Origin of the sequence: Merdimmobilis hominis, assembly GCF_900104615.1 — a bacterium.
Lineage (GTDB): Bacteria > Bacillota > Clostridia > Oscillospirales > Ruminococcaceae > Merdimmobilis > Merdimmobilis hominis.
The window spans coordinates 1,122,931-1,141,413 of record NZ_LT629939.1 but is presented as its reverse complement, the minus strand read 5'-3'; the positions used below and the strand labels follow the sequence as shown (position 1 = coordinate 1,141,413).

Below are 18,483 nucleotides of genomic sequence, written 5' to 3'. Positions count from 1 at the left end.
CCCTCCTTTTTTGGCGAGAGATGGAAAGAAAGGGCCGCTGAACAGCGGTCAGCGGCCATAATAAGGCTTTGGCGAATGGGGCTGTGAAAAATCAGCGGAGATCCCAGATGTGTTCGGCGTACTCTCCCACTGCCCGGTCGGCACAGAACACCCCGGATGCGGCGATGTTAATCAGGCTCATTCTGTTAAAGAGGGGCCGGTTCTCATAAAGCCGTTCCGATTCCCTCCGGGCGGCCCGGTAGGCGTCGAAATCCGCCAGCACCATGTAGGGGTCGTCGTACCGCAGGGAGCGGTAGAGGTCGGGGAAAGTCTCCCCGCCGATGCCATCCCGCAGGGCGTCCAAAGCCCGGCGGACAATGGGGTTCTGCTGGTAGATTTCCTCCGGGTGATAGCCAGCGGCCTTGCGGGCCTCCACCTCCTGGGCGGTCATCCCGAAGATGAGGATGTTGTCCCGGCCCACGGCCTGGGCGATCTCCACATTGGCGCCGTCCAGGGTGCCCAAGGTGACGGCGCCGCCCAGCATCAGCTTCATATTTCCGGTGCCGGAGGCCTCTTTGCCCGCCAGGGAGATCTGCTCGGAGATTTCACAGGCCGGCATTAAAATTTCTGACAGGGTGACATTGTAGTCCTCCAGATAACAAACCCGCATTTTGTCCCGCACCTGGGGGTCGGAATCGATGACCCGGGCGAGGGTGCACAACAGCTTGATGATCTGTTTGGCCAGGTAATACCCCGGCGCGGCTTTCGCCCCGAAGAGGTAGGTGCGGGGGGTGAAGTCCTGGTCTGGGTCGTCCTTGAGGGACTGGTATTGGGCCAGAATTTCCAAGGCGTTCATCTGTTGGCGCTTGTATTCGTGCAGGCGCTTGACCTGCACGTCGAAGATGGAGTCGGGGTTCAGTTCCTCCCCGGTTTTTCGTTTCAAGTATTCGGCCAGACGCAGCTTGTTCTGCCGCTTAATTTCCGCCAGGCGTTCCAGCACCTGGGCGTCGTCCCGGAACCGGCCAAACTCCGCCAAGCGGGAAAAATCCTTTAGGAACCCGCCGCCGATACAGTCGGTGATCAAATCGGTCAGGAGGGGATTGGCCTGGCCCAGCCACCGGCGGGAGGCAATGCCGTTGGTGACGTTGCAGAATTTCTCCGGCTGGATGGCGGCAAAATCCCGGAACAAATCCCGGCGGATGATCTCCGAGTGGAGGCCGGACACCCCGTTGACGCTGTGGCAGGCGGCCACGCAGAGGTTGGCCATCCGCAGCTCATGGTCGCCCAAGATGGCCATCTGGGCCACGGCGGGGGAGTCCAGGTGGTATTGCTCGTAGAGCTCGGCGCACAGCCGGCGGTTGATCTCCAAGATGATCTGGTGGATGCGGGGCAGGAGGGACTGGAACAGGTCGCTGTTCCACCGCTCCAGCGCCTCGGCCAGCACCGTGTGGTTGGTGTAGGCAAAGGTGTTTTTCACCACGTCCCACGCCTGATCCCAGCCATAGCCGCACTCATCCAGCAGGATGCGCATCAGCTCGGGGATGGCCAGGGTGGGGTGGGTGTCGTTGATGTGGATGGCGTTTTTCTCGGCGAAGTTTTCCAGGCTGCCGTAGATGTCCATATGGCGCTTGACAATGTCCCGCACTGAGGCGGCCACCAAAAAGTATTGCTGGCGCAGCCGCAGAAGTTTGCCCTCGGTGTGGCTGTCGTTGGGGTAGAGGATTTTGCTGATGGCCTCCCCCAGGGAGCTTTGGCCAAAGGCGCCGATGTAATCCCCCCGGTTAAAGGACTCCATATCCACCCCGGGGCGCTTGGCCTGCCACAGCCGCAAAAGGCTGACCCCGCCGCTGTGGTAGCCGGAGACGTACATGTCGTAGGGGATGGCGGTGACGGTGGTGTAGTCCTTGTGGACCACGTGGTGGTACCCCTCCTCCCAGAACTCCTCGATGCGGCCGCCGAAGCGCACCGCCACCGACTCATCGGGGCGGGGGGTGAGCCACACCTCGCCACCAGGGAGCCACAGATCGGGCTGTTCGGTCTGCCAGCCGTCGATGATCTTCTGTTGAAAGATGCCGTATTCGTAGAGGATGCAGTAGCCGGTAGCGGGCAGTTCCTGGGTGGCCAGGGCATCCAGGTAACAGGCGGCCAGGCGGCCCAGCCCCCCGTTGCCTAAACCGGCGTCCGGCTCCTGCTCATAGAGGTTTTCCAGGTTGACGCCCATCCCCTCCAGGGCTTGGCGGAAGGGTTCCAGCACCCCCAAGTTGTACAGGGAGTTTTTTAAGGAGCGGCCCAGAAGGAATTCCATGCTCAGGTAGGAGACCTGCTTTTTCCCCTGGGAGCCTGCCTGGGCGGAGAAGCGGCGGTATTTTTCCGCCAAAAGCTGTTTCGCCGCCATGGCCGTAGCTTTGTAGAACTGCTGGTCGCTGGCCCGGTCGGGCTCCACCTGCAAATCCTCTTCCAAATAACGGCGGATGAGCCGGGAAGCGCGGTCGGCGCTCATGTCATAAGCTGAGTTTGCCATATATGTCCTCATTTCTCCATCGCCAGGGCGACGGGTGGAATGGTAACTGCATAGGTATTATTCTCATTATAGTAGTTTTTTCCCTGCCGCGCAAGAAATTCCCCGGCCTGGTGGGCTTTTTTTCGGAAAAAGGGGCCTGGGGCCACCCCGCCCCCTTTTTTCAGGGGGCAAAATAGTTTATAATAGTCGCAGAACGGCGAATTTTCCCTCTCTTTTGGGGGAGAGGGCTTTACGGGACAGAAAACCAGCGGCCCCAGGCTGCGATGGATACAAAGCAAATGCCGCCATGGGCGGCGGAATGGAGGAGTTTGAAATGAACCGGGTACGCATAGAAGTGTATGGGTCAAGGTATGTGATCTCCACCCCGGAGGATGAAAGCTATGTGCGGGGGCTGGCCAAGTCGCTGGATGAGCAGCTGCGCAGCTTGTTGGAAAACAACAGCGGCCTGACCCTTAACGATGCGCTGGTGCTCTGCGCCATCAACTTTGAGGACGCCTACAAAAAGAGCGAGGCCAGCGCCGACCACATGCGGGGCCAGCTCACCGATTATCTGGAGGACGCCGCCCGCGCCCGCATCGAGCTGGAGGAATCCAAGCGGGAGATCGAGCGGCTGACCCGCCAGCTGGAACTGCTGGAAAAAGGGGAACACGAATAAAAACAGCCGAACAGGCGGAATGGAAGAAACGATGAACACAACTGGAACATTAGAGATATTGGCCCCCGCAGGCAGTTACGATTCGCTGGTAGCTGCGGTTCGCTGCGGGGCAAACGCGGTGTATCTGGGCTCAAAGGCCCTTAACGCCCGGCGCAACGCCGCCAACTTTGACGACGAGGAACTGGCCCGGGCGGTTTCCTACTGCCATGAGCGGGGGGTCAAGGTCTACCAGACTCTAAACACCGTCATGTTTGACGAGGAGACTGACGAGGTGGTGGCGGCCATTGAAACCGCTGCCCGCCTGGGGGTGGATGCCCTGTTGGTCCAAGACTTGGGCGTTGCCAAAATGGTGAAAGCCTGCGCCCCAGACCTGCCCATCCACGCCTCCACCCAGATGGCCGTCCACAACCTGGCCGGCGTGCTGGAGGCCCAGGCTTTGGGCTGCCAGCGGGTGGTGTTGGCCCGGGAGCTCTCCAAAGAGGAGATCCGGTACATCAACGAGCACACCGACGTGGAGACGGAGATCTTCGTCCATGGGGCGCTGTGCATGTGCGTCTCCGGCCAGTGCTACTTGAGCTCGATGATCGGGGAGCGCAGCGGAAACCGGGGCCTGTGCGCCCAGCCCTGCCGCCTGCCCTTCCAGGCCAAAGGCGGGGCGGAATACGGCCTCTCCCTCAAAGACCTGACCCTGGCCGACCGGATGGCGGAACTGCGGGACAGCGGGGTCCATGCCCTGAAGATCGAGGGGCGGATGAAGCGCCCCGAATATGTGGCTGCGGCGGTCACCGCGGTGAAAAACGCCGTGGAGGGCCGCCCGGTGGACTTTGATGCCCTGCGGTCGGTCTTTTCCCGCAGCGGGTTCACAACCGGCTATTTTGATGATAAAATCGACAAAACCATGTTTGGCGTCCGCCAGAAGGAGGATGTGGTCTCCGCCCAAGGGGTGCTGGGGGACCTTGCCAAGCTCTACGGCAAAGAGGCTCCCCGGGTGCGGGTGGACTTTGACTTCCAGCTGGAGGCGGGGGAGCCCGCCGCCCTGGCCGCCCGGGATGAGGATGGCAACGCCGCCTTCGCCCAGGGGGATGTGCCCCAAATTGCAGAGAATAAGCCCACCACCCAAGAAAAGGTGGCCCAGAGCCTTGCCAAAACCGGCGGCACCCCCTATTATCTGGGGGAGCTGACCGCCGACATCGGCGAGGGGCTGATCCTGCCGGTGTCCGCCCTCAATGCCATGCGCCGCCAGGTGCTGGAGGAGATCGGCGAGAAGCGCAGCGCCCTCCATCCGGTGCCCTTCCAGGATGTGGTGCCCCGCAACCACCCCAAATTGCTGAATATCAAGATCCCGGCCCTGCGGGCCAGAGTGCTGACTGCGGCCCAGCTCTCACCCCTGATGCTGGAGCAGTGTGAGCAGATCGCCATGCCGGTGGACGCCCTGCTGGCCGCGCTGGAGGCAGGGGCTATCCCCTGCCCGGAGAAGATGGCGGTGGAAATCCCCCGGATTCTCTTCGGCCCAGCCGATTCTACCCAAGAAAAACTGGGCAGACTGAAGCAAAAGGGGATCACCAAGGCATGGGCCGGCAACCTGGGGGCAGTCCGACTGGCCCGGGAAGCAGGGCTGGAAATCCACGGTGGGTTCTCCTTAAACCTCAACAATTCCCACGCCCTGAAGGCCGTAGCGGAGCTGGGCCTCAAGGACGCGGAACTCTCCTTTGAAATCAATCTATTCAAGGCCAAAAAATTGGGTGACTACCTGCCCTATGGCATCTTGGCCTACGGCTATTTCCCGTTGATGGCCCTGCGCAACTGCCCCATCAAAGCCGCCATGGGCTGCAAGGCCTGCGGCCGGAAATGGAATACCCTCACCGACCGCAAAGGGGTGGAGTTTATGGTGGACTGCGGCAGCGGCATCAGCGAGCTGTTCAATTCGGTGCCGGTCTACCTGGCCGACCGGAAAGAGGAATTGGAGGGCTTTTCCTTCCTGACCCTCTACTTCACCTGCGAGGATGGCAAAACCTGCGAGAGGATCGTCAGGGAATACGCCTTTGGCGGCCGGCCAGAGGGGGATAAGACCCGGGGCCTCTACTACCGCAACGTGCTGTAAGGGGGTTTTTGATGGAACTGCTTGTGAAAAAGCTGTCCCCCGGGGCCCAGCTGCCCAGCCGGGCCACCGAAGGGAGCGCCGGCTACGACCTGTGCGCCTGCCTCCCCGAGCCCATGACCATCGGGCCGGGGAAGATCGGCCGGGTGCCCACCGGCATCGCCCTGGAGCTGCCTTCTGGGGTGGCGGGCTTTGTCTTTGGCCGCAGCGGCCTGGGGGTAAAAAAAGGAGTGGTCCCTGCCAACGGGGTGGGGGTTATCGACTGGGATTACCGGGGCGAGGTACAGGTGGGCCTTATCAACCACGGGGAGGAGCCCTTTGTGGTGGAAAACGGGGACCGCATCGCCCAGTTGGTTCTGCTGCCGGTTCTGACCCCGGAACTTCGGGAGGCCGAACAGCTCTCCGGCACCGGTCGGGGGTCGGGGGGCTTTGGCTCCACCGGCGTGAAACAACAATAACTTGGATGGTATGGACACAATGAAACTGAAAAAGAACCTGGTGTTTTTATTTTTTATCATCGCGGGCATTATCATCGGCTCGCTGATCGCCAGCTTATCGGAAGGGGTCCCCTTCCTCTCCTGGCTGGCCTATGGGAAGACGGTGGGCATCTCCGCCGCCTCCCCCATGGTGCTGGATCTCTCGGTGGTCCGGGTGGCCTTTGGGCTGGAAATGGGCATCAATGTAGCCCAAATATTCACCATCACCGCAGCGCTGTTCGCCTACAAAGGCGCTATCAAACGGCTGTAGAAAAGGGGAAAGAGATGGAAAAACAAGTGATTTTGGCATCCGGTTCCCCCAGGCGGCAGGAGCTGCTGCGGCTGATTGTGCCGGAGTATGAGGTGATCCCCGCCCTGGGAGAGGAAGTCGCCAAGGAGGGGCTCTCCCCCCAAGAGACCGTCCAGCAACTGGCCCTCCACAAGGCCAAAGAGGTGGCCGCCGCCCATCCCGCCGCCCTGGTCATCGGGGCGGATACCATTGTGGTTGTGGGGGATGAAATTTTGGGCAAGCCGAAAACCCCACAGAGAAGCCGGGCCATGCTGCAAAAATTGCAGGGGCGGGACCATATGGTTTACACCGGCGTGGCCTTGGTGGGGCCGTTGGGTGAGGAGACCTTCGCCATGGGCACCAAAGTCCGCTTCGCCCCCATGGACGAGGGGGAGATGGAGGCGTACATCGCCACCGGCGAACCCTTTGACAAAGCGGGCGCCTATGGCATCCAGGGCTTTGGAAGCGCGTATATTGAAGGGATTGAGGGAGACTATTACAATGTGATGGGCCTTCCGGTCCAGGCGCTTTACCAAAAATTGAAAAATAGATGAACAAAGCCTGAAATCCGAAAAAAAACGTTGAGTTATCGGGGCTTTGCGGTTATAATGAATGAGTTAAAGGACTATTTGCCATATGGCTTTCGAATAGAGTTAGAGAGTAGAAGTGGAAAGGGGATTCGCGCCACATGTCGTTTCTAGACCGTATGAATTTGAATTTAGGGTTTTCCAAAGATATCGGTGTCGACCTAGGCACAGCCAATACCTTGATTTTTATGAAGGGAAAAGGCATCATTATGCGGGAGCCCTCGGTTGTGGCGGTGGACACCCGCACCGACACTGTTCGGTATGTGGGCCAGGAGGCCAAGGACGTCATCGGCCGTACCCCCGGCTCCATCGTGGCGGTGCGCCCCTTGAAGGATGGCGTTATCGCAGATTTTGACATCACGGCAAGCATGCTGCAAAGTTTTATCCGCAAGGCTTGCGGCGGCTCCAAATTCGCCCGGCCCCGGGTGATCATCTGCATCCCCTCTGGGGTCACCGCCGTGGAGCGCCGGGCCGTCAAGGAGGCCGCCTTCAAGGCGGGCGCCCGGCAGGTCTCCATNCCCAGGGGGATGTGCCCCAAATTGCAGAGAATAAGCCCACCACCCAAGAAAAGGTGGCCCAGAGCCTTGCCAAAACCGGCGGCACCCCCTATTATCTGGGGGAGCTGACCGCCGACATCGGCGAGGGGCTGATCCTGCCGGTGTCCGCCCTCAATGCCATGCGCCGCCAGGTGCTGGAGGAGATCGGCGAGAAGCGCAGCGCCCTCCATCCGGTGCCCTTCCAGGATGTGGTGCCCCGCAACCACCCCAAATTGCTGAATATCAAGATCCCGGCCCTGCGGGCCAGAGTGCTGACTGCGGCCCAGCTCTCACCCCTGATGCTGGAGCAGTGTGAGCAGATCGCCATGCCGGTGGACGCCCTGCTGGCCGCGCTGGAGGCAGGGGCTATCCCCTGCCCGGAGAAGATGGCGGTGGAAATCCCCCGGATTCTCTTCGGCCCAGCCGATTCTACCCAAGAAAAACTGGGCAGACTGAAGCAAAAGGGGATCACCAAGGCATGGGCCGGCAACCTGGGGGCAGTCCGACTGGCCCGGGAAGCAGGGCTGGAAATCCACGGTGGGTTCTCCTTAAACCTCAACAATTCCCACGCCCTGAAGGCCGTAGCGGAGCTGGGCCTCAAGGACGCGGAACTCTCCTTTGAAATCAATCTATTCAAGGCCAAAAAATTGGGTGACTACCTGCCCTATGGCATCTTGGCCTACGGCTATTTCCCGTTGATGGCCCTGCGCAACTGCCCCATCAAAGCCGCCATGGGCTGCAAGGCCTGCGGCCGGAAATGGAATACCCTCACCGACCGCAAAGGGGTGGAGTTTATGGTGGACTGCGGCAGCGGCATCAGCGAGCTGTTCAATTCGGTGCCGGTCTACCTGGCCGACCGGAAAGAGGAATTGGAGGGCTTTTCCTTCCTGACCCTCTACTTCACCTGCGAGGATGGCAAAACCTGCGAGAGGATCGTCAGGGAATACGCCTTTGGCGGCCGGCCAGAGGGGGATAAGACCCGGGGCCTCTACTACCGCAACGTGCTGTAAGGGGGTTTTTGATGGAACTGCTTGTGAAAAAGCTGTCCCCCGGGGCCCAGCTGCCCAGCCGGGCCACCGAAGGGAGCGCCGGCTACGACCTGTGCGCCTGCCTCCCCGAGCCCATGACCATCGGGCCGGGGAAGATCGGCCGGGTGCCCACCGGCATCGCCCTGGAGCTGCCTTCTGGGGTGGCGGGCTTTGTCTTTGGCCGCAGCGGCCTGGGGGTAAAAAAAGGAGTGGTCCCTGCCAACGGGGTGGGGGTTATCGACTGGGATTACCGGGGCGAGGTACAGGTGGGCCTTATCAACCACGGGGAGGAGCCCTTTGTGGTGGAAAACGGGGACCGCATCGCCCAGTTGGTTCTGCTGCCGGTTCTGACCCCGGAACTTCGGGAGGCCGAACAGCTCTCCGGCACCGGTCGGGGGTCGGGGGGCTTTGGCTCCACCGGCGTGAAACAACAATAACTTGGATGGTATGGACACAATGAAACTGAAAAAGAACCTGGTGTTTTTATTTTTTATCATCGCGGGCATTATCATCGGCTCGCTGATCGCCAGCTTATCGGAAGGGGTCCCCTTCCTCTCCTGGCTGGCCTATGGGAAGACGGTGGGCATCTCCGCCGCCTCCCCCATGGTGCTGGATCTCTCGGTGGTCCGGGTGGCCTTTGGGCTGGAAATGGGCATCAATGTAGCCCAAATATTCACCATCACCGCAGCGCTGTTCGCCTACAAAGGCGCTATCAAACGGCTGTAGAAAAGGGGAAAGAGATGGAAAAACAAGTGATTTTGGCATCCGGTTCCCCCAGGCGGCAGGAGCTGCTGCGGCTGATTGTGCCGGAGTATGAGGTGATCCCCGCCCTGGGAGAGGAAGTCGCCAAGGAGGGGCTCTCCCCCCAAGAGACCGTCCAGCAACTGGCCCTCCACAAGGCCAAAGAGGTGGCCGCCGCCCATCCCGCCGCCCTGGTCATCGGGGCGGATACCATTGTGGTTGTGGGGGATGAAATTTTGGGCAAGCCGAAAACCCCACAGAGAAGCCGGGCCATGCTGCAAAAATTGCAGGGGCGGGACCATATGGTTTACACCGGCGTGGCCTTGGTGGGGCCGTTGGGTGAGGAGACCTTCGCCATGGGCACCAAAGTCCGCTTCGCCCCCATGGACGAGGGGGAGATGGAGGCGTACATCGCCACCGGCGAACCCTTTGACAAAGCGGGCGCCTATGGCATCCAGGGCTTTGGAAGCGCGTATATTGAAGGGATTGAGGGAGACTATTACAATGTGATGGGCCTTCCGGTCCAGGCGCTTTACCAAAAATTGAAAAATAGATGAACAAAGCCTGAAATCCGAAAAAAAACGTTGAGTTATCGGGGCTTTGCGGTTATAATGAATGAGTTAAAGGACTATTTGCCATATGGCTTTCGAATAGAGTTAGAGAGTAGAAGTGGAAAGGGGATTCGCGCCACATGTCGTTTCTAGACCGTATGAATTTGAATTTAGGGTTTTCCAAAGATATCGGTGTCGACCTAGGCACAGCCAATACCTTGATTTTTATGAAGGGAAAAGGCATCATTATGCGGGAGCCCTCGGTTGTGGCGGTGGACACCCGCACCGACACTGTTCGGTATGTGGGCCAGGAGGCCAAGGACGTCATCGGCCGTACCCCCGGCTCCATCGTGGCGGTGCGCCCCTTGAAGGATGGCGTTATCGCAGATTTTGACATCACGGCAAGCATGCTGCAAAGTTTTATCCGCAAGGCTTGCGGCGGCTCCAAATTCGCCCGGCCCCGGGTGATCATCTGCATCCCCTCTGGGGTCACCGCCGTGGAGCGCCGGGCCGTCAAGGAGGCCGCCTTCAAGGCGGGCGCCCGGCAGGTCTCCATCATTGAGGAGCCCATGGCCGCGGCCATCGGCGCCGGCCTGCCCGTGGCAGAGGCCACCGGCAGCATGGTGGTGGACATCGGCGGCGGGACCAGCGAGGTGGCGGTCATCTCCCTGGGCGGCATTGTGGCGGCCAAATCGGTCCGGGTGGGGGGAGACGAGTTCGATTCCTCCATCATCCAGTATGTGAAAAAGAAATACAACCTCCTCATCGGTGAGCGCACCGCAGAGGATATCAAGATCACCATTGGCTCCGCCTATCCCTATGAGGATGAGCAGCCCATGGAAATCAAGGGCCGCAACCTGGTGGACGGCCTTCCCAAGAATATCCAAATCCACCCCGACGAGGTCCGGGAAGCCCTGGTGGAGCCTCTTTCCAATGTGCTGGACGCCATCCGCACCACCTTGGAGCGCACCCCGCCCGAGCTTTCGGCCGACATCATCGACCACGGCATTGTGCTGACCGGCGGCGGCGCCCTCCTCAAGGGCCTGGACCGCTTGATCGCCCAGGAGACCGGCATGTCGGTGTACATCGCCGAAAGCCCCCTGGACTGCGTGGCTGACGGCACTGGCAAGGTGCTGGACGATATTGATAAGCTGCGGGAAGTCCTCACCGACGAGGATGACAAGAACTATTAACGAAAGGCAAAATTCTATTGTTCGGCCGCCCGCTCCTCCGGAGAAACCCCGGGACAGGCGGCCCCTTTTTCGAAAACGCCGCCAAAAGGGGATGACAGCATGGGCGATTTCTTCAAAAGCATCCGCTTTAAAATATTGGTTGCCGTGCTGGCGTTCCTGCTTGCGTTTATGCTCCGCGCCGCCTACACCGGCGGCCTTGCACCGATGACTTCCCAGATCCTGGGGATTCTCACCAACCCGCTGCAAAAGGCCAGCGCGTCGGTGAGCGCCAGTTTCTCCGGCCTGTTTGACCGGATGTTCCGCTCTGGGGAGATCTTAGAGGAGAACGAGCGCCTCAAGGAGGAGAACCGGCGGCTGACCCAGCGCCAGCTGGAATTTGACAAATACAAGCTGGAGAACGAACAGCTAAAGGAATACCTGGATATCAAGGAGAAAAACCCCGATTTTGACTTTGAAACCGCCTTTGTCATCGGGCGGGACCCCAACGACCGGTTCTATGCCTTCACCATCGACAAAGGTTCCCTGGACGGCATCAGCCTCCACGACCCGGTGATCACTGAGGATGGCTTGGTGGGAATGGTAGTGGAGGTGGGGCCGACCTATGCCAAGGTGGCAACCATCCTGGATGTGATGTTGGAGATCAGCTCCTATGACTCCCGCACCAAGGACATCGGCATCACCACTGGCCGCATCGACCTGGCGGAGGAAGGCCTGTGCCAGCTGACCCTCCTCCAGCGGGAGAGCGGGGCCTCGGCGGGGGACATTGTGATCACCTCCAACGTGGGCGGCCTTTACCCCAAGGATTTGGTGATCGGCACCATCCGGGAGGTGCGGACCGAGAGCCACGGCATTTCCCTGTACGCGGTGATCGAGCCGGCGGTGGATGTGCGCACCGTTAAGGATGTGCTGGTGATCACCTCCTTTGAAGGGCAGGCGTCCGCAGCGGAATAACAAAGGGGACGGGGGCGCCAATAAGCGCTCCCGTTTTGTGCTGTTTTTGGATTTTAACGAAGGGGGGATGGGCTTGAACAATAACAAAGCCAAGGTCTATGCAGTCAAGTACTGCTCCTATGTACTCATCCTTTTGGCCCTGTATGTGTTACAGACCACACCGGGTTTTTTGAGTGTGTTCGGAATTAAGCCCAACCTGGTGATTCCCGCAGTGGTGTGCATCGCCATGGTGGAAGGGGAGTTCGTCGGCGGCCTCCTGGGGGCTCTGGGCGGGATGCTCCTGGACCTGGGGGCCTTTTCGGTCTTCGGGTTTTATTCCATCCAGCTGCTGGTGATCTGTGTGGCCATCGGCCTTTTGGTGATCTACCTGATGAAGAACAACCTCCTCTCCGCCGCTATCCTCTGCGGGGGGACGGCCCTTTTTTTGGGGATCACCCAGTTTTTCTTCCTCTACGCCCTGTGGGGATACGAGGATGTCTTCCGCCTGTACTTAACCAAAATTCTGCCCACGGGGGTGTACACCACCGTGTTTACTCCCTTATTTTATTGGGGCAGCCGGAAGCTCTATGATTTTTACCAGTCCAAGCTGGAACTGTAACCAAAGGAGGCCGCCATGAAACTATCTACACAGCGTTCCCGGGTCATGCTGCTTTCTGCGGCCCTGGGGGTGGTGCTGTTCATTTATATCATCCGGCTGATGCAGCTCCAGATTGTCCAGGGAGAGGAATACTACGCCATGGTCAACCGGGGGACCGAGCGCAGCCAGGTGGTGGAAGCCGCCCGGGGCGAGATCACCGACCGGTATGGCCGGCCCTTTGCCGTCAACCGGGTGGGCTGGAATATCGTCCTGGACCGGGCGTTCCTGGAAAAGGGCAGGGAGAATGAGACCATCCTCAAGGTGATCAACATGTTGGAGGAGACTGGGGAGAGCTGGATCGACAACCTGCCCATCACTGAGGCGGCCCCTTTCCAATTCAAAGAGGGGTATGAAGCTGAAGTTGCCCGGTTGAAGAAGTTTGCCGGGGTGGGGGAGTCGGCCACGGTGGACGACGTCCTATACTGGCTGACCACCGAGCGGTTCCACCTGGAGGAGTACGCCCCCGAGGACGCCCGGAAGATCGCCGGGGTGCGGTATGAGATGGAGCAGCGGGGCTTTTCCATCTCCACCCCCTACACCTTTGCGGAGGATATCTCCATCACCACCGCTACCAAGATCAAGGAGCGGGGGTTTGAACTGCCCGGGGTGGACATTCAGGAAAGCGCCGTCCGGGAATACGTCAACGATGACCTGGCCCCCCACATCATCGGGCGGATTGGGCCCATCTATGCCGAGGAATACCAGGATCTCAAGGACAAGGGGTACGCCATGAACGGCGTCATCGGCAAAGAGGGGATTGAAAAACAGTTTGAAGACCAGCTGCGGGGTCAGAACGGCACCCGGCAGATTTACTTAAATTCCCAAGGGAATGTGGTGGAAGTCACCGAGGGAAAGACCCCGGTGCCCGGCAATACCATCATGCTGACCCTGGACCAGAAATTGCAGCAGGTGGCCAAAGACGCTTTGATCCAGGAAATCCAGCTGCTCAACGCCACAGCCCCGGTGGGCCAGGGGCGTGAGGCGGATGCCGGCGCGGTGGCGGCCATCGATGTCAAAACTGGCGAAGTGTTGGTGCTCCTCAGTTGGCCGGATTACCACCTGACCACCTACAACCAGGATTTTTCCGACCTGCTCAAGGATGAGCGGAACCCCATGTTCAACCGGGCGCTGATGGGGGAATACACCCCTGGCTCCATCTTCAAGCCCACGGTGGCCACCGCCGCCCTGGCTAGCGGAGAAATTGACGAAAGCAGCACTGTTTTCTGTGGCATGAAGTACACCTTCTTTGACGACTACCAGCCCGGATGCCTCTCTTTCCATCGGGATATCAACGTGATCACCGCCCTTCAGAAATCCTGTAACATCTTCTTCTACGACGTGGGGCGGCGGATCGGCATCGACCGGATCAACTACTACGCCTCCAGTTTTGGCATGGGCCAGCCCACCGGCATCGAACTGCCTGAGCGGGTGGGCCGCCTCTCCTCCCCTGAATTCAGCAAAAGCGTAGGGGAGACTTGGACTGGGGGAAACGTGATCCAGGCGGCCATCGGCCAGAAGGACACCAAACTGACCCCCTTGCAGATGGCCAACTATACCGCCACTTTGGCAAATGATGGAAAGCGGATGGAGGTAAGCATCATCAAGGCGGTGAAGGACTACACTCGGGAAGAAACCTACCAGGAACACACCCCTTCCATCCGCCAACAGGTGGATGCCTCCCAAGAGGTGTTTGACGTTGTGCGCCGCGGCATGATCGCAGCTTCCGGCGCAGGGGGAACTTCCAGCGCCACCTTTGGGAACTATCCAATTTCCGTTGCATCAAAAACAGGTACCCCTGAAACCCATCAGTTTCCAAACTCCACCTTTATCGCTTATGCCCCTGCGGACGACCCTCAGATCGCGGTGGCGGTGGTCATTGAAAAGGGTTGGCACGGCTACACCGGTGCGCCGGTGGCCAAGGCCATCTTTGACGAGTATTTCTCCCTGAACGCCACCCCGGCACAGGTTCCCCCCAAGGGGGAGCTGCTCCCCTAACCGGCGGACAAGAAAGGATTGGGAGGGACACAACATGGCCGGAGAGGTCAAGATTATCAAAGGGATCGCCGCGGCGGCTGCGCTTGCGGCGGCATTGGCCCTCTGCCTCCTGTTGGCGCAGGACACCGAACCGCCCCAGGTCACCACAAAAACAGTGACAGTCCGGCATTATGAGGATGGGGTGGACACGGATGGGGCCCGCACCGAGCCCTACAGCGCCGCCGATTTCATTGACACTTACACCGACAACCGCAAAGGCAAAGCTTTCACCGTTCAGTATGGGGAGGGTTACCTGGATTTTCAAGAACCTGGTACCTATGTTTTTTCCCTCCTTGTGTCGGATGAGGCGGGGAACACCGCCGTTTGCCAAGCCCAGCTGGTCATCCTGGGGGTGGGGAAGCGGGAGGCGGTCCGGGAGGAGAGATACGGCATCAAAACGGTCACCAGCGACACCGTCACCTACCGGGTGGAGCAGGATGGCAGCGTAACCGAGCTCAGCCGTGAAACCGGCGACATTGTCAAGATCAATTCCGCAGGGTTTGCCGGCGCCGCCGCGCTGGAACCGGAAGCGAGGGCGCTCCAGCCGGAACTTGCAGCCACCCGGGAGGAGATCCTGGGCATTGTCAACGATTGCCGGGCCGAGGAAGGGGTTGGCCCTCTTTTGCTGGACGAAGCCCTCTGTCAGATTGCCACAGTGCGGGCAATGGAAATCGCTTACACCGGCCAATACAGCCATCAAAGGCCCGGCGGGCTATCCTGGAGCACCCTAAAAGAGGAGCTGGGCTACTCCCTCATCGCCCGCACCAAGCTGGGGGAGAACCTGGCCAAGGGATACGGTGGGGTGAATGCCGATGCCTGCGAGGGATGGATCCATTCCCCGCTCCACTACCAAAACATGGTCGACCCCGATTTTACGCGGACTGGTATTGGCAGGTACACCCTGGGCGGCACCACCTACTGGGCCCAGTGGTTTGCAAGCGCCGACATTGCCGGGGGATAGCCATTCTTCTAAAAGAGGAAGGAAATCCTGCGAATTGGATAAAAATCCCGCCAAAATGTGTAGAACCGGGAAAAATAATCACCGAAACTATTGTTATTTTAGGGAAAAGCATGCTACAATGATTCTATAGCAGTCCCTATGGGGGAAATTCAGCTCGGCTTGAGGGGCTTTCCAAAGCGGCGTCGTGTTTTTTGACCTCCATTGGGACAAATATTTGAGCAATGTGTAACTGGTACAGCCATCCAGGTTATCTCCCCAAAAGCCAGGGAAGGGTTTGCTTGGGCCAGAAAGGAACGATGCAGTTGGCGCAGACAATTCTAGTGACCTCCGGCAAGGGCGGGGTGGGAAAATCTACCGTGTCGGTGCTGTTGGGGGCGGCCCTGGCCCAGGCGGGCAAGCGGGTCCTCCTGCTGGAGATGGACAGTGGCCTGAGAGGCATGGACATTATGCTGGGGGTGCAGGATGAGACGGTCTACGACCTCTCGGATGTGCTGACCCGCCGCTGTGAACCCATCAAGGCCATGGCGGCCTGCCCCTACATGCAGGGGCTGTATCTGCTGCCCGCCCCATATGACCACTGTTTTATCCCAGATCAAGGGGATTTGATCCGCCTGACCCGGGGCTTGGCCCATCACTTTGATTATCTATTGGTGGACACGCCCGCCGGGCTGGGCCGCAATTTCCAGGCCGCAGCTGCGGTGGCGGACCGTGCCCTTTTGGTCGTCACCCCTGACCCCATCTGTGTGCGGGACGGCCGCAAAGTCGCTGATACGCTGGAGGCCCTCGGCGTGGGGGATATCCGCCTCGTTATCAACAAAGTGACGCCCCAGCTGGCAAAGATGAAGATGCTCCCTGACCTGGATGCAGTTATCGACGGGGTGGGGGTGCAGTTAATCGGGGTCATTCCCCAGGAGAATCAGGTGATGGAGATCACCGCCAAGGGCAGGCCCCTGCCCAATTCCACCGTTTGCCATCGGGTGTTCGCCAATCTGGCTGGGCGGATCGAGGGAAAGTACATTCCCTTGGCGATCGGTTGACTTTTTTGGAAAAAAGGCTTTCAAAACAGGAAGAAATCGTTTATACTAGACTGTGTGTAACGGGAGGGAATCCATCATGAACATCGCACTGATTGCCCATGACTCAAAAAAAGAGCTGATGGTACAGTTCTGTATCGCTTACTGCGGCATTCTCAGCAGGCACAGCATCTGCGCCACCGGCACCACTGGCAAATTGGTCTCCGAGGCGACCGGCCTTCCGGTGTTCCGCTTTTTGAGCGGCGGCCAAGGCGGCGGCCAACAGATTGCTGCCCGCATCCAGTGCAATGAAATTGACCTGCTCTTGTTCCTGCGGGACCCCATCTCCACCCGGTCAACCGACCCGGAGGAGGCAAACCTGCTTCGGCTGTGTGATGTCCACAACATCCCGGCGGCGACCAACATCGCCACAGCAGAAGCGTTGATCCACGCGCTGGATCGGGGTGACCTGGACTGGAGAAATATTGTAAACCCCAAGAGATAGTTCTCTTCTTGTATAGATGGAAACGGCGCTGACGCGGGAATAGTAGCGCTGCGAACCGCCACAGAGAATGGCCCGGCTGCTGAGAGGGCCAGCGGAATTTGCAGTGGGAAGGACACCCGCCGAGCTGGCAAGGTGAGCGTTGCGCAAGCCCTGCCCGTGTCCCCTTTGCGTTAAAAAGGGCAAAAGTGAGGCGGCGCTGTCCGCCTAAGCAGGGTGGCACCGCGTGGAATTTTCCTCGTCCCTTCTGTGCATTGGGCACAGGGAGACGGGGATTTTTTATCGTTGCGGCCCCTGCGGCAAGCCCCCTATGGTTCCCATCGCCGCCTGGCGGCGTTTTGGATATATTTATAACGAAAACAGAAAGGATTTGAGAATAGATGGCATTGCTGACCAAACGACCCAAGGGCACCCAGGATTTCCTGCCGGACCGCACTGGAAAGCTGCAATACCTGGAGAGCACCCTTCTGGGCACTGCCAAACTGTATGGTTTTGGGGAGATCCGCACCCCGGTATTTGAACACACCGAGCTGTTCACCCGGTCGGTGGGGGACACCACCGATGTGGTGCAGAAGGAGATGTACACCTTCAATGACAAAAAGGGCCGCTCGGTCACCCTAAAGCCGGAGGGCACCGCTGGGGTAGTGCGGGCAGCGGTGGAAAACGGCCTCCTTAATGAGGCCCTGCCCCTCAAACTCAGCTATGTGACCCCCTGTTTCCGGTATGAGAACACCCAGGAGGGCCGGTACCGCCAATTCCATCAGTTTGGAGTGGAGGTGTTGGGGGCAAAATCCCCCAGCGCAGACGCTGAGGTGATCAGCCTTATCCACGAGTGCCTGTCGGTGCTGGAGGTGGAAAACCTGACCTTGGAGATCAACTCCATCGGTTGCCCCAACTGCCGGCCCAGCTACCACGCCGCACTGAAGGAGTATTTCTCCCAGTATACCGACCGGCTCTGCCCCACCTGTTTGGAGCGGCTGGACAAGAACCCCCTGCGCATCCTGGACTGCAAATGCCCCGAGTGCAAGGAGATCGCCAAAGGGGCTCCAGTGGTGCTGGACTTCCTCTGCGACGACTGCCGCACCCACTTTGAAGGGCTGAAGCAGCGGCTTGCTGCTATGGAAATCCCCTATACCATCGACCCCACCATCGTCCGCGGGCTGGATTACTACACCAAGACGGTGTTTGAGTTTGTCTCCAACCAGATCGGCGCCCAAGGCACTGTCTGCGGCGGCGGCCGGTATGACGGCTTGGTGGAGGAGGTGGGCGGACCCGCCACCTGCGGGCTGGGCTTTGCCATCGGCCTGGAGCGGCTTTTGGCGGTGATGGAAGCCGGGGGCTGTGAATTCCCCCAGGAACGCCCCTGCGACCTGTACATCGCCCCCATGGGGGAGGCCGCATCCATTGAGGCGCTGCGCCTGGTCACCCAGCTCCGTCAGGAGGGTTTTGTGGCTGAGACCGACACGGTGGGCCGCAGCCTGAAGGCCCAAATGAAGTACGCCGACAAAATCGGGGCGGCGTACACCTTGGTGCTGGGGGACAACGAGCTGGCGGCAGGCAAAGCCAACCTGAAACGGATGGCCGACGGCCAGCAGCAGGAAGTGGAGCTCTGCCAGCTGACCGACGCCCTGTATGCCCGGCTGTTTGAGCAGATCGGCGAGGCGGGCCCCGTTCTGGAGGGCCTGCTTGGCCAGATGAACCCGGTGGAATTGTAACGATTTAGCTGCAAAG

18 protein-coding genes, 1 pseudogene and 1 other annotated feature are annotated in these 18,483 nt (G+C 59.6%); of the genes and pseudogenes, 18 read left to right on the top strand and 1 reads right to left on the bottom strand.

Going from position 1 to position 18,483, the window contains the following annotated elements:
* Positions 1-91 precede the first annotated feature (91 nt).
* Positions 92-2,500 (bottom strand): glycogen/starch/alpha-glucan phosphorylase, encoded by a 2,409-nt coding sequence (locus BQ5353_RS05520; protein ID WP_082398714.1) that lies wholly within the window; start codon positions 2,498-2,500, stop codon positions 92-94.
* Positions 2,501-2,813: 313 nt separating this feature from the next.
* Between BQ5353_RS05520 and BQ5353_RS05515 the strand changes: the two genes are divergently transcribed.
* The 18 genes and pseudogenes from BQ5353_RS05515 (at position 2,814) to hisS (ending at position 18,467) form a co-directional block, all read left to right on the top strand.
* Positions 2,814-3,155 carry a cell division protein ZapA gene (locus tag BQ5353_RS05515; RefSeq protein WP_162273112.1) on the top strand — a complete coding sequence of 114 codons (342 nt, stop codon included), beginning with the start codon at positions 2,814-2,816 and terminating at the stop codon, positions 3,153-3,155.
* 31 nt (positions 3,156-3,186) lie between these two features.
* Positions 3,187-5,256: a peptidase U32 family protein gene (locus tag BQ5353_RS05510; protein WP_071427460.1), complete on the top strand. Its 2,070-nt coding sequence runs from the start codon at positions 3,187-3,189 to the stop codon at positions 5,254-5,256.
* An 11-nt stretch (positions 5,257-5,267) separates the two neighbouring features.
* Positions 5,268-5,711, top strand: coding sequence for a dUTP diphosphatase (gene dut / locus BQ5353_RS05505; RefSeq protein WP_054332442.1), 444 nt, complete (start codon positions 5,268-5,270; stop codon positions 5,709-5,711).
* A gap of 19 nt (positions 5,712-5,730) precedes the next feature.
* Positions 5,731-6,000, top strand: a complete 270-nt coding sequence (locus tag BQ5353_RS05500) for a DUF4321 domain-containing protein (protein ID WP_071427458.1) — start codon at positions 5,731-5,733, stop codon at positions 5,998-6,000.
* 14 nt (positions 6,001-6,014) lie between these two features.
* On the top strand, positions 6,015-6,572 hold the full coding sequence (locus BQ5353_RS05495; RefSeq protein ID WP_054332444.1) for a Maf family protein: 558 nt from the start codon (positions 6,015-6,017) through the stop codon (positions 6,570-6,572).
* A gap of 152 nt (positions 6,573-6,724) precedes the next feature.
* Positions 6,725-7,120, top strand: a pseudogene (locus BQ5353_RS05490) (rod shape-determining protein); the annotation flags it as partial.
* Positions 7,121-7,134: 14 nt separating this feature from the next.
* Positions 7,135-8,151 (top strand): U32 family peptidase, encoded by a 1,017-nt coding sequence (locus BQ5353_RS05485; RefSeq protein ID WP_074026314.1) that lies wholly within the window; start codon positions 7,135-7,137, stop codon positions 8,149-8,151.
* Between the two features lie 11 nt (positions 8,152-8,162).
* A complete protein-coding gene (gene dut / locus BQ5353_RS05480) occupies positions 8,163-8,606 on the top strand; it encodes a dUTP diphosphatase (RefSeq protein WP_054332442.1) in 444 nt (147 codons plus the stop codon).
* A gap of 19 nt (positions 8,607-8,625) precedes the next feature.
* Complete coding sequence (locus BQ5353_RS05475; protein WP_071427458.1) at positions 8,626-8,895, top strand: DUF4321 domain-containing protein; 270 nt, start codon at positions 8,626-8,628, stop codon at positions 8,893-8,895.
* Positions 8,896-8,909: 14 nt separating this feature from the next.
* On the top strand, positions 8,910-9,467 hold the full coding sequence (locus tag BQ5353_RS05470; protein WP_054332444.1) for a Maf family protein: 558 nt from the start codon (positions 8,910-8,912) through the stop codon (positions 9,465-9,467).
* A 134-nt stretch (positions 9,468-9,601) separates the two neighbouring features.
* Positions 9,602-10,654: a rod shape-determining protein gene (locus tag BQ5353_RS05465; RefSeq protein ID WP_071427457.1), complete on the top strand. Its 1,053-nt coding sequence runs from the start codon at positions 9,602-9,604 to the stop codon at positions 10,652-10,654.
* Between the two features lie 99 nt (positions 10,655-10,753).
* A complete protein-coding gene (gene mreC, locus BQ5353_RS05460; RefSeq protein WP_071427456.1) occupies positions 10,754-11,605 on the top strand; it encodes a rod shape-determining protein MreC in 852 nt (283 codons plus the stop codon).
* 73 nt (positions 11,606-11,678) lie between these two features.
* Positions 11,679-12,203: a rod shape-determining protein MreD gene (locus tag BQ5353_RS05455; RefSeq protein WP_162273111.1), complete on the top strand. Its 525-nt coding sequence runs from the start codon at positions 11,679-11,681 to the stop codon at positions 12,201-12,203.
* A gap of 15 nt (positions 12,204-12,218) precedes the next feature.
* Positions 12,219-14,237 carry a penicillin-binding transpeptidase domain-containing protein gene (locus BQ5353_RS05450; protein WP_054332447.1) on the top strand — a complete coding sequence of 673 codons (2,019 nt, stop codon included), beginning with the start codon at positions 12,219-12,221 and terminating at the stop codon, positions 14,235-14,237.
* A 34-nt stretch (positions 14,238-14,271) separates the two neighbouring features.
* Positions 14,272-15,237 (top strand): CAP domain-containing protein, encoded by a 966-nt coding sequence (locus BQ5353_RS05445; RefSeq protein ID WP_071427454.1) that lies wholly within the window; start codon positions 14,272-14,274, stop codon positions 15,235-15,237.
* Between the two features lie 302 nt (positions 15,238-15,539).
* Positions 15,540-16,274: a nucleotide-binding protein gene (locus tag BQ5353_RS05440; protein WP_071428423.1), complete on the top strand. Its 735-nt coding sequence runs from the start codon at positions 15,540-15,542 to the stop codon at positions 16,272-16,274.
* Positions 16,275-16,350: 76 nt separating this feature from the next.
* Positions 16,351-16,755, top strand: coding sequence for a methylglyoxal synthase (locus tag BQ5353_RS05435; protein ID WP_071427453.1), 405 nt, complete (start codon positions 16,351-16,353; stop codon positions 16,753-16,755).
* 19 nt (positions 16,756-16,774) lie between these two features.
* Positions 16,775-17,001 (top strand) — a binding site (T-box leader).
* A gap of 131 nt (positions 17,002-17,132) precedes the next feature.
* Positions 17,133-18,467 carry a histidine--tRNA ligase gene (gene hisS, locus BQ5353_RS05430; RefSeq protein WP_054332450.1) on the top strand — a complete coding sequence of 445 codons (1,335 nt, stop codon included), beginning with the start codon at positions 17,133-17,135 and terminating at the stop codon, positions 18,465-18,467.
* Positions 18,468-18,483 lie beyond the last annotated feature (16 nt).

What these genes read in the sequence shown, in the direction of transcription:
- BQ5353_RS05510 (WP_071427460.1), top strand. Translation starts at nt 3,187, where the DNA reads ATGAACACAACTGGAACATTAGAGATATTGGCCCCCGCAGGCAGTTAC.
- BQ5353_RS05470 (WP_054332444.1), top strand. Translation starts at nt 8,910, where the DNA reads ATGGAAAAACAAGTGATTTTGGCATCCGGTTCCCCCAGGCGGCAGGAG.
- dut (WP_054332442.1), top strand. Translation starts at nt 5,268, where the DNA reads ATGGAACTGCTTGTGAAAAAGCTGTCCCCCGGGGCCCAGCTGCCCAGC.
- BQ5353_RS05520 (WP_082398714.1), bottom strand. Translation starts at nt 2,500, where the DNA reads ATGGCAAACTCAGCTTATGACATGAGCGCCGACCGCGCTTCCCGGCTC.
- mreC (WP_071427456.1), top strand. Translation starts at nt 10,754, where the DNA reads ATGGGCGATTTCTTCAAAAGCATCCGCTTTAAAATATTGGTTGCCGTG.
- hisS (WP_054332450.1), top strand. Translation starts at nt 17,133, where the DNA reads ATGGCATTGCTGACCAAACGACCCAAGGGCACCCAGGATTTCCTGCCG.
- dut (WP_054332442.1), top strand. Translation starts at nt 8,163, where the DNA reads ATGGAACTGCTTGTGAAAAAGCTGTCCCCCGGGGCCCAGCTGCCCAGC.
- BQ5353_RS05515 (WP_162273112.1), top strand. Translation starts at nt 2,814, where the DNA reads ATGAACCGGGTACGCATAGAAGTGTATGGGTCAAGGTATGTGATCTCC.
- BQ5353_RS05445 (WP_071427454.1), top strand. Translation starts at nt 14,272, where the DNA reads ATGGCCGGAGAGGTCAAGATTATCAAAGGGATCGCCGCGGCGGCTGCG.
- BQ5353_RS05500 (WP_071427458.1), top strand. Translation starts at nt 5,731, where the DNA reads ATGAAACTGAAAAAGAACCTGGTGTTTTTATTTTTTATCATCGCGGGC.
- BQ5353_RS05475 (WP_071427458.1), top strand. Translation starts at nt 8,626, where the DNA reads ATGAAACTGAAAAAGAACCTGGTGTTTTTATTTTTTATCATCGCGGGC.
- BQ5353_RS05495 (WP_054332444.1), top strand. Translation starts at nt 6,015, where the DNA reads ATGGAAAAACAAGTGATTTTGGCATCCGGTTCCCCCAGGCGGCAGGAG.
- BQ5353_RS05450 (WP_054332447.1), top strand. Translation starts at nt 12,219, where the DNA reads ATGAAACTATCTACACAGCGTTCCCGGGTCATGCTGCTTTCTGCGGCC.
- BQ5353_RS05465 (WP_071427457.1), top strand. Translation starts at nt 9,602, where the DNA reads ATGTCGTTTCTAGACCGTATGAATTTGAATTTAGGGTTTTCCAAAGAT.
- BQ5353_RS05435 (WP_071427453.1), top strand. Translation starts at nt 16,351, where the DNA reads ATGAACATCGCACTGATTGCCCATGACTCAAAAAAAGAGCTGATGGTA.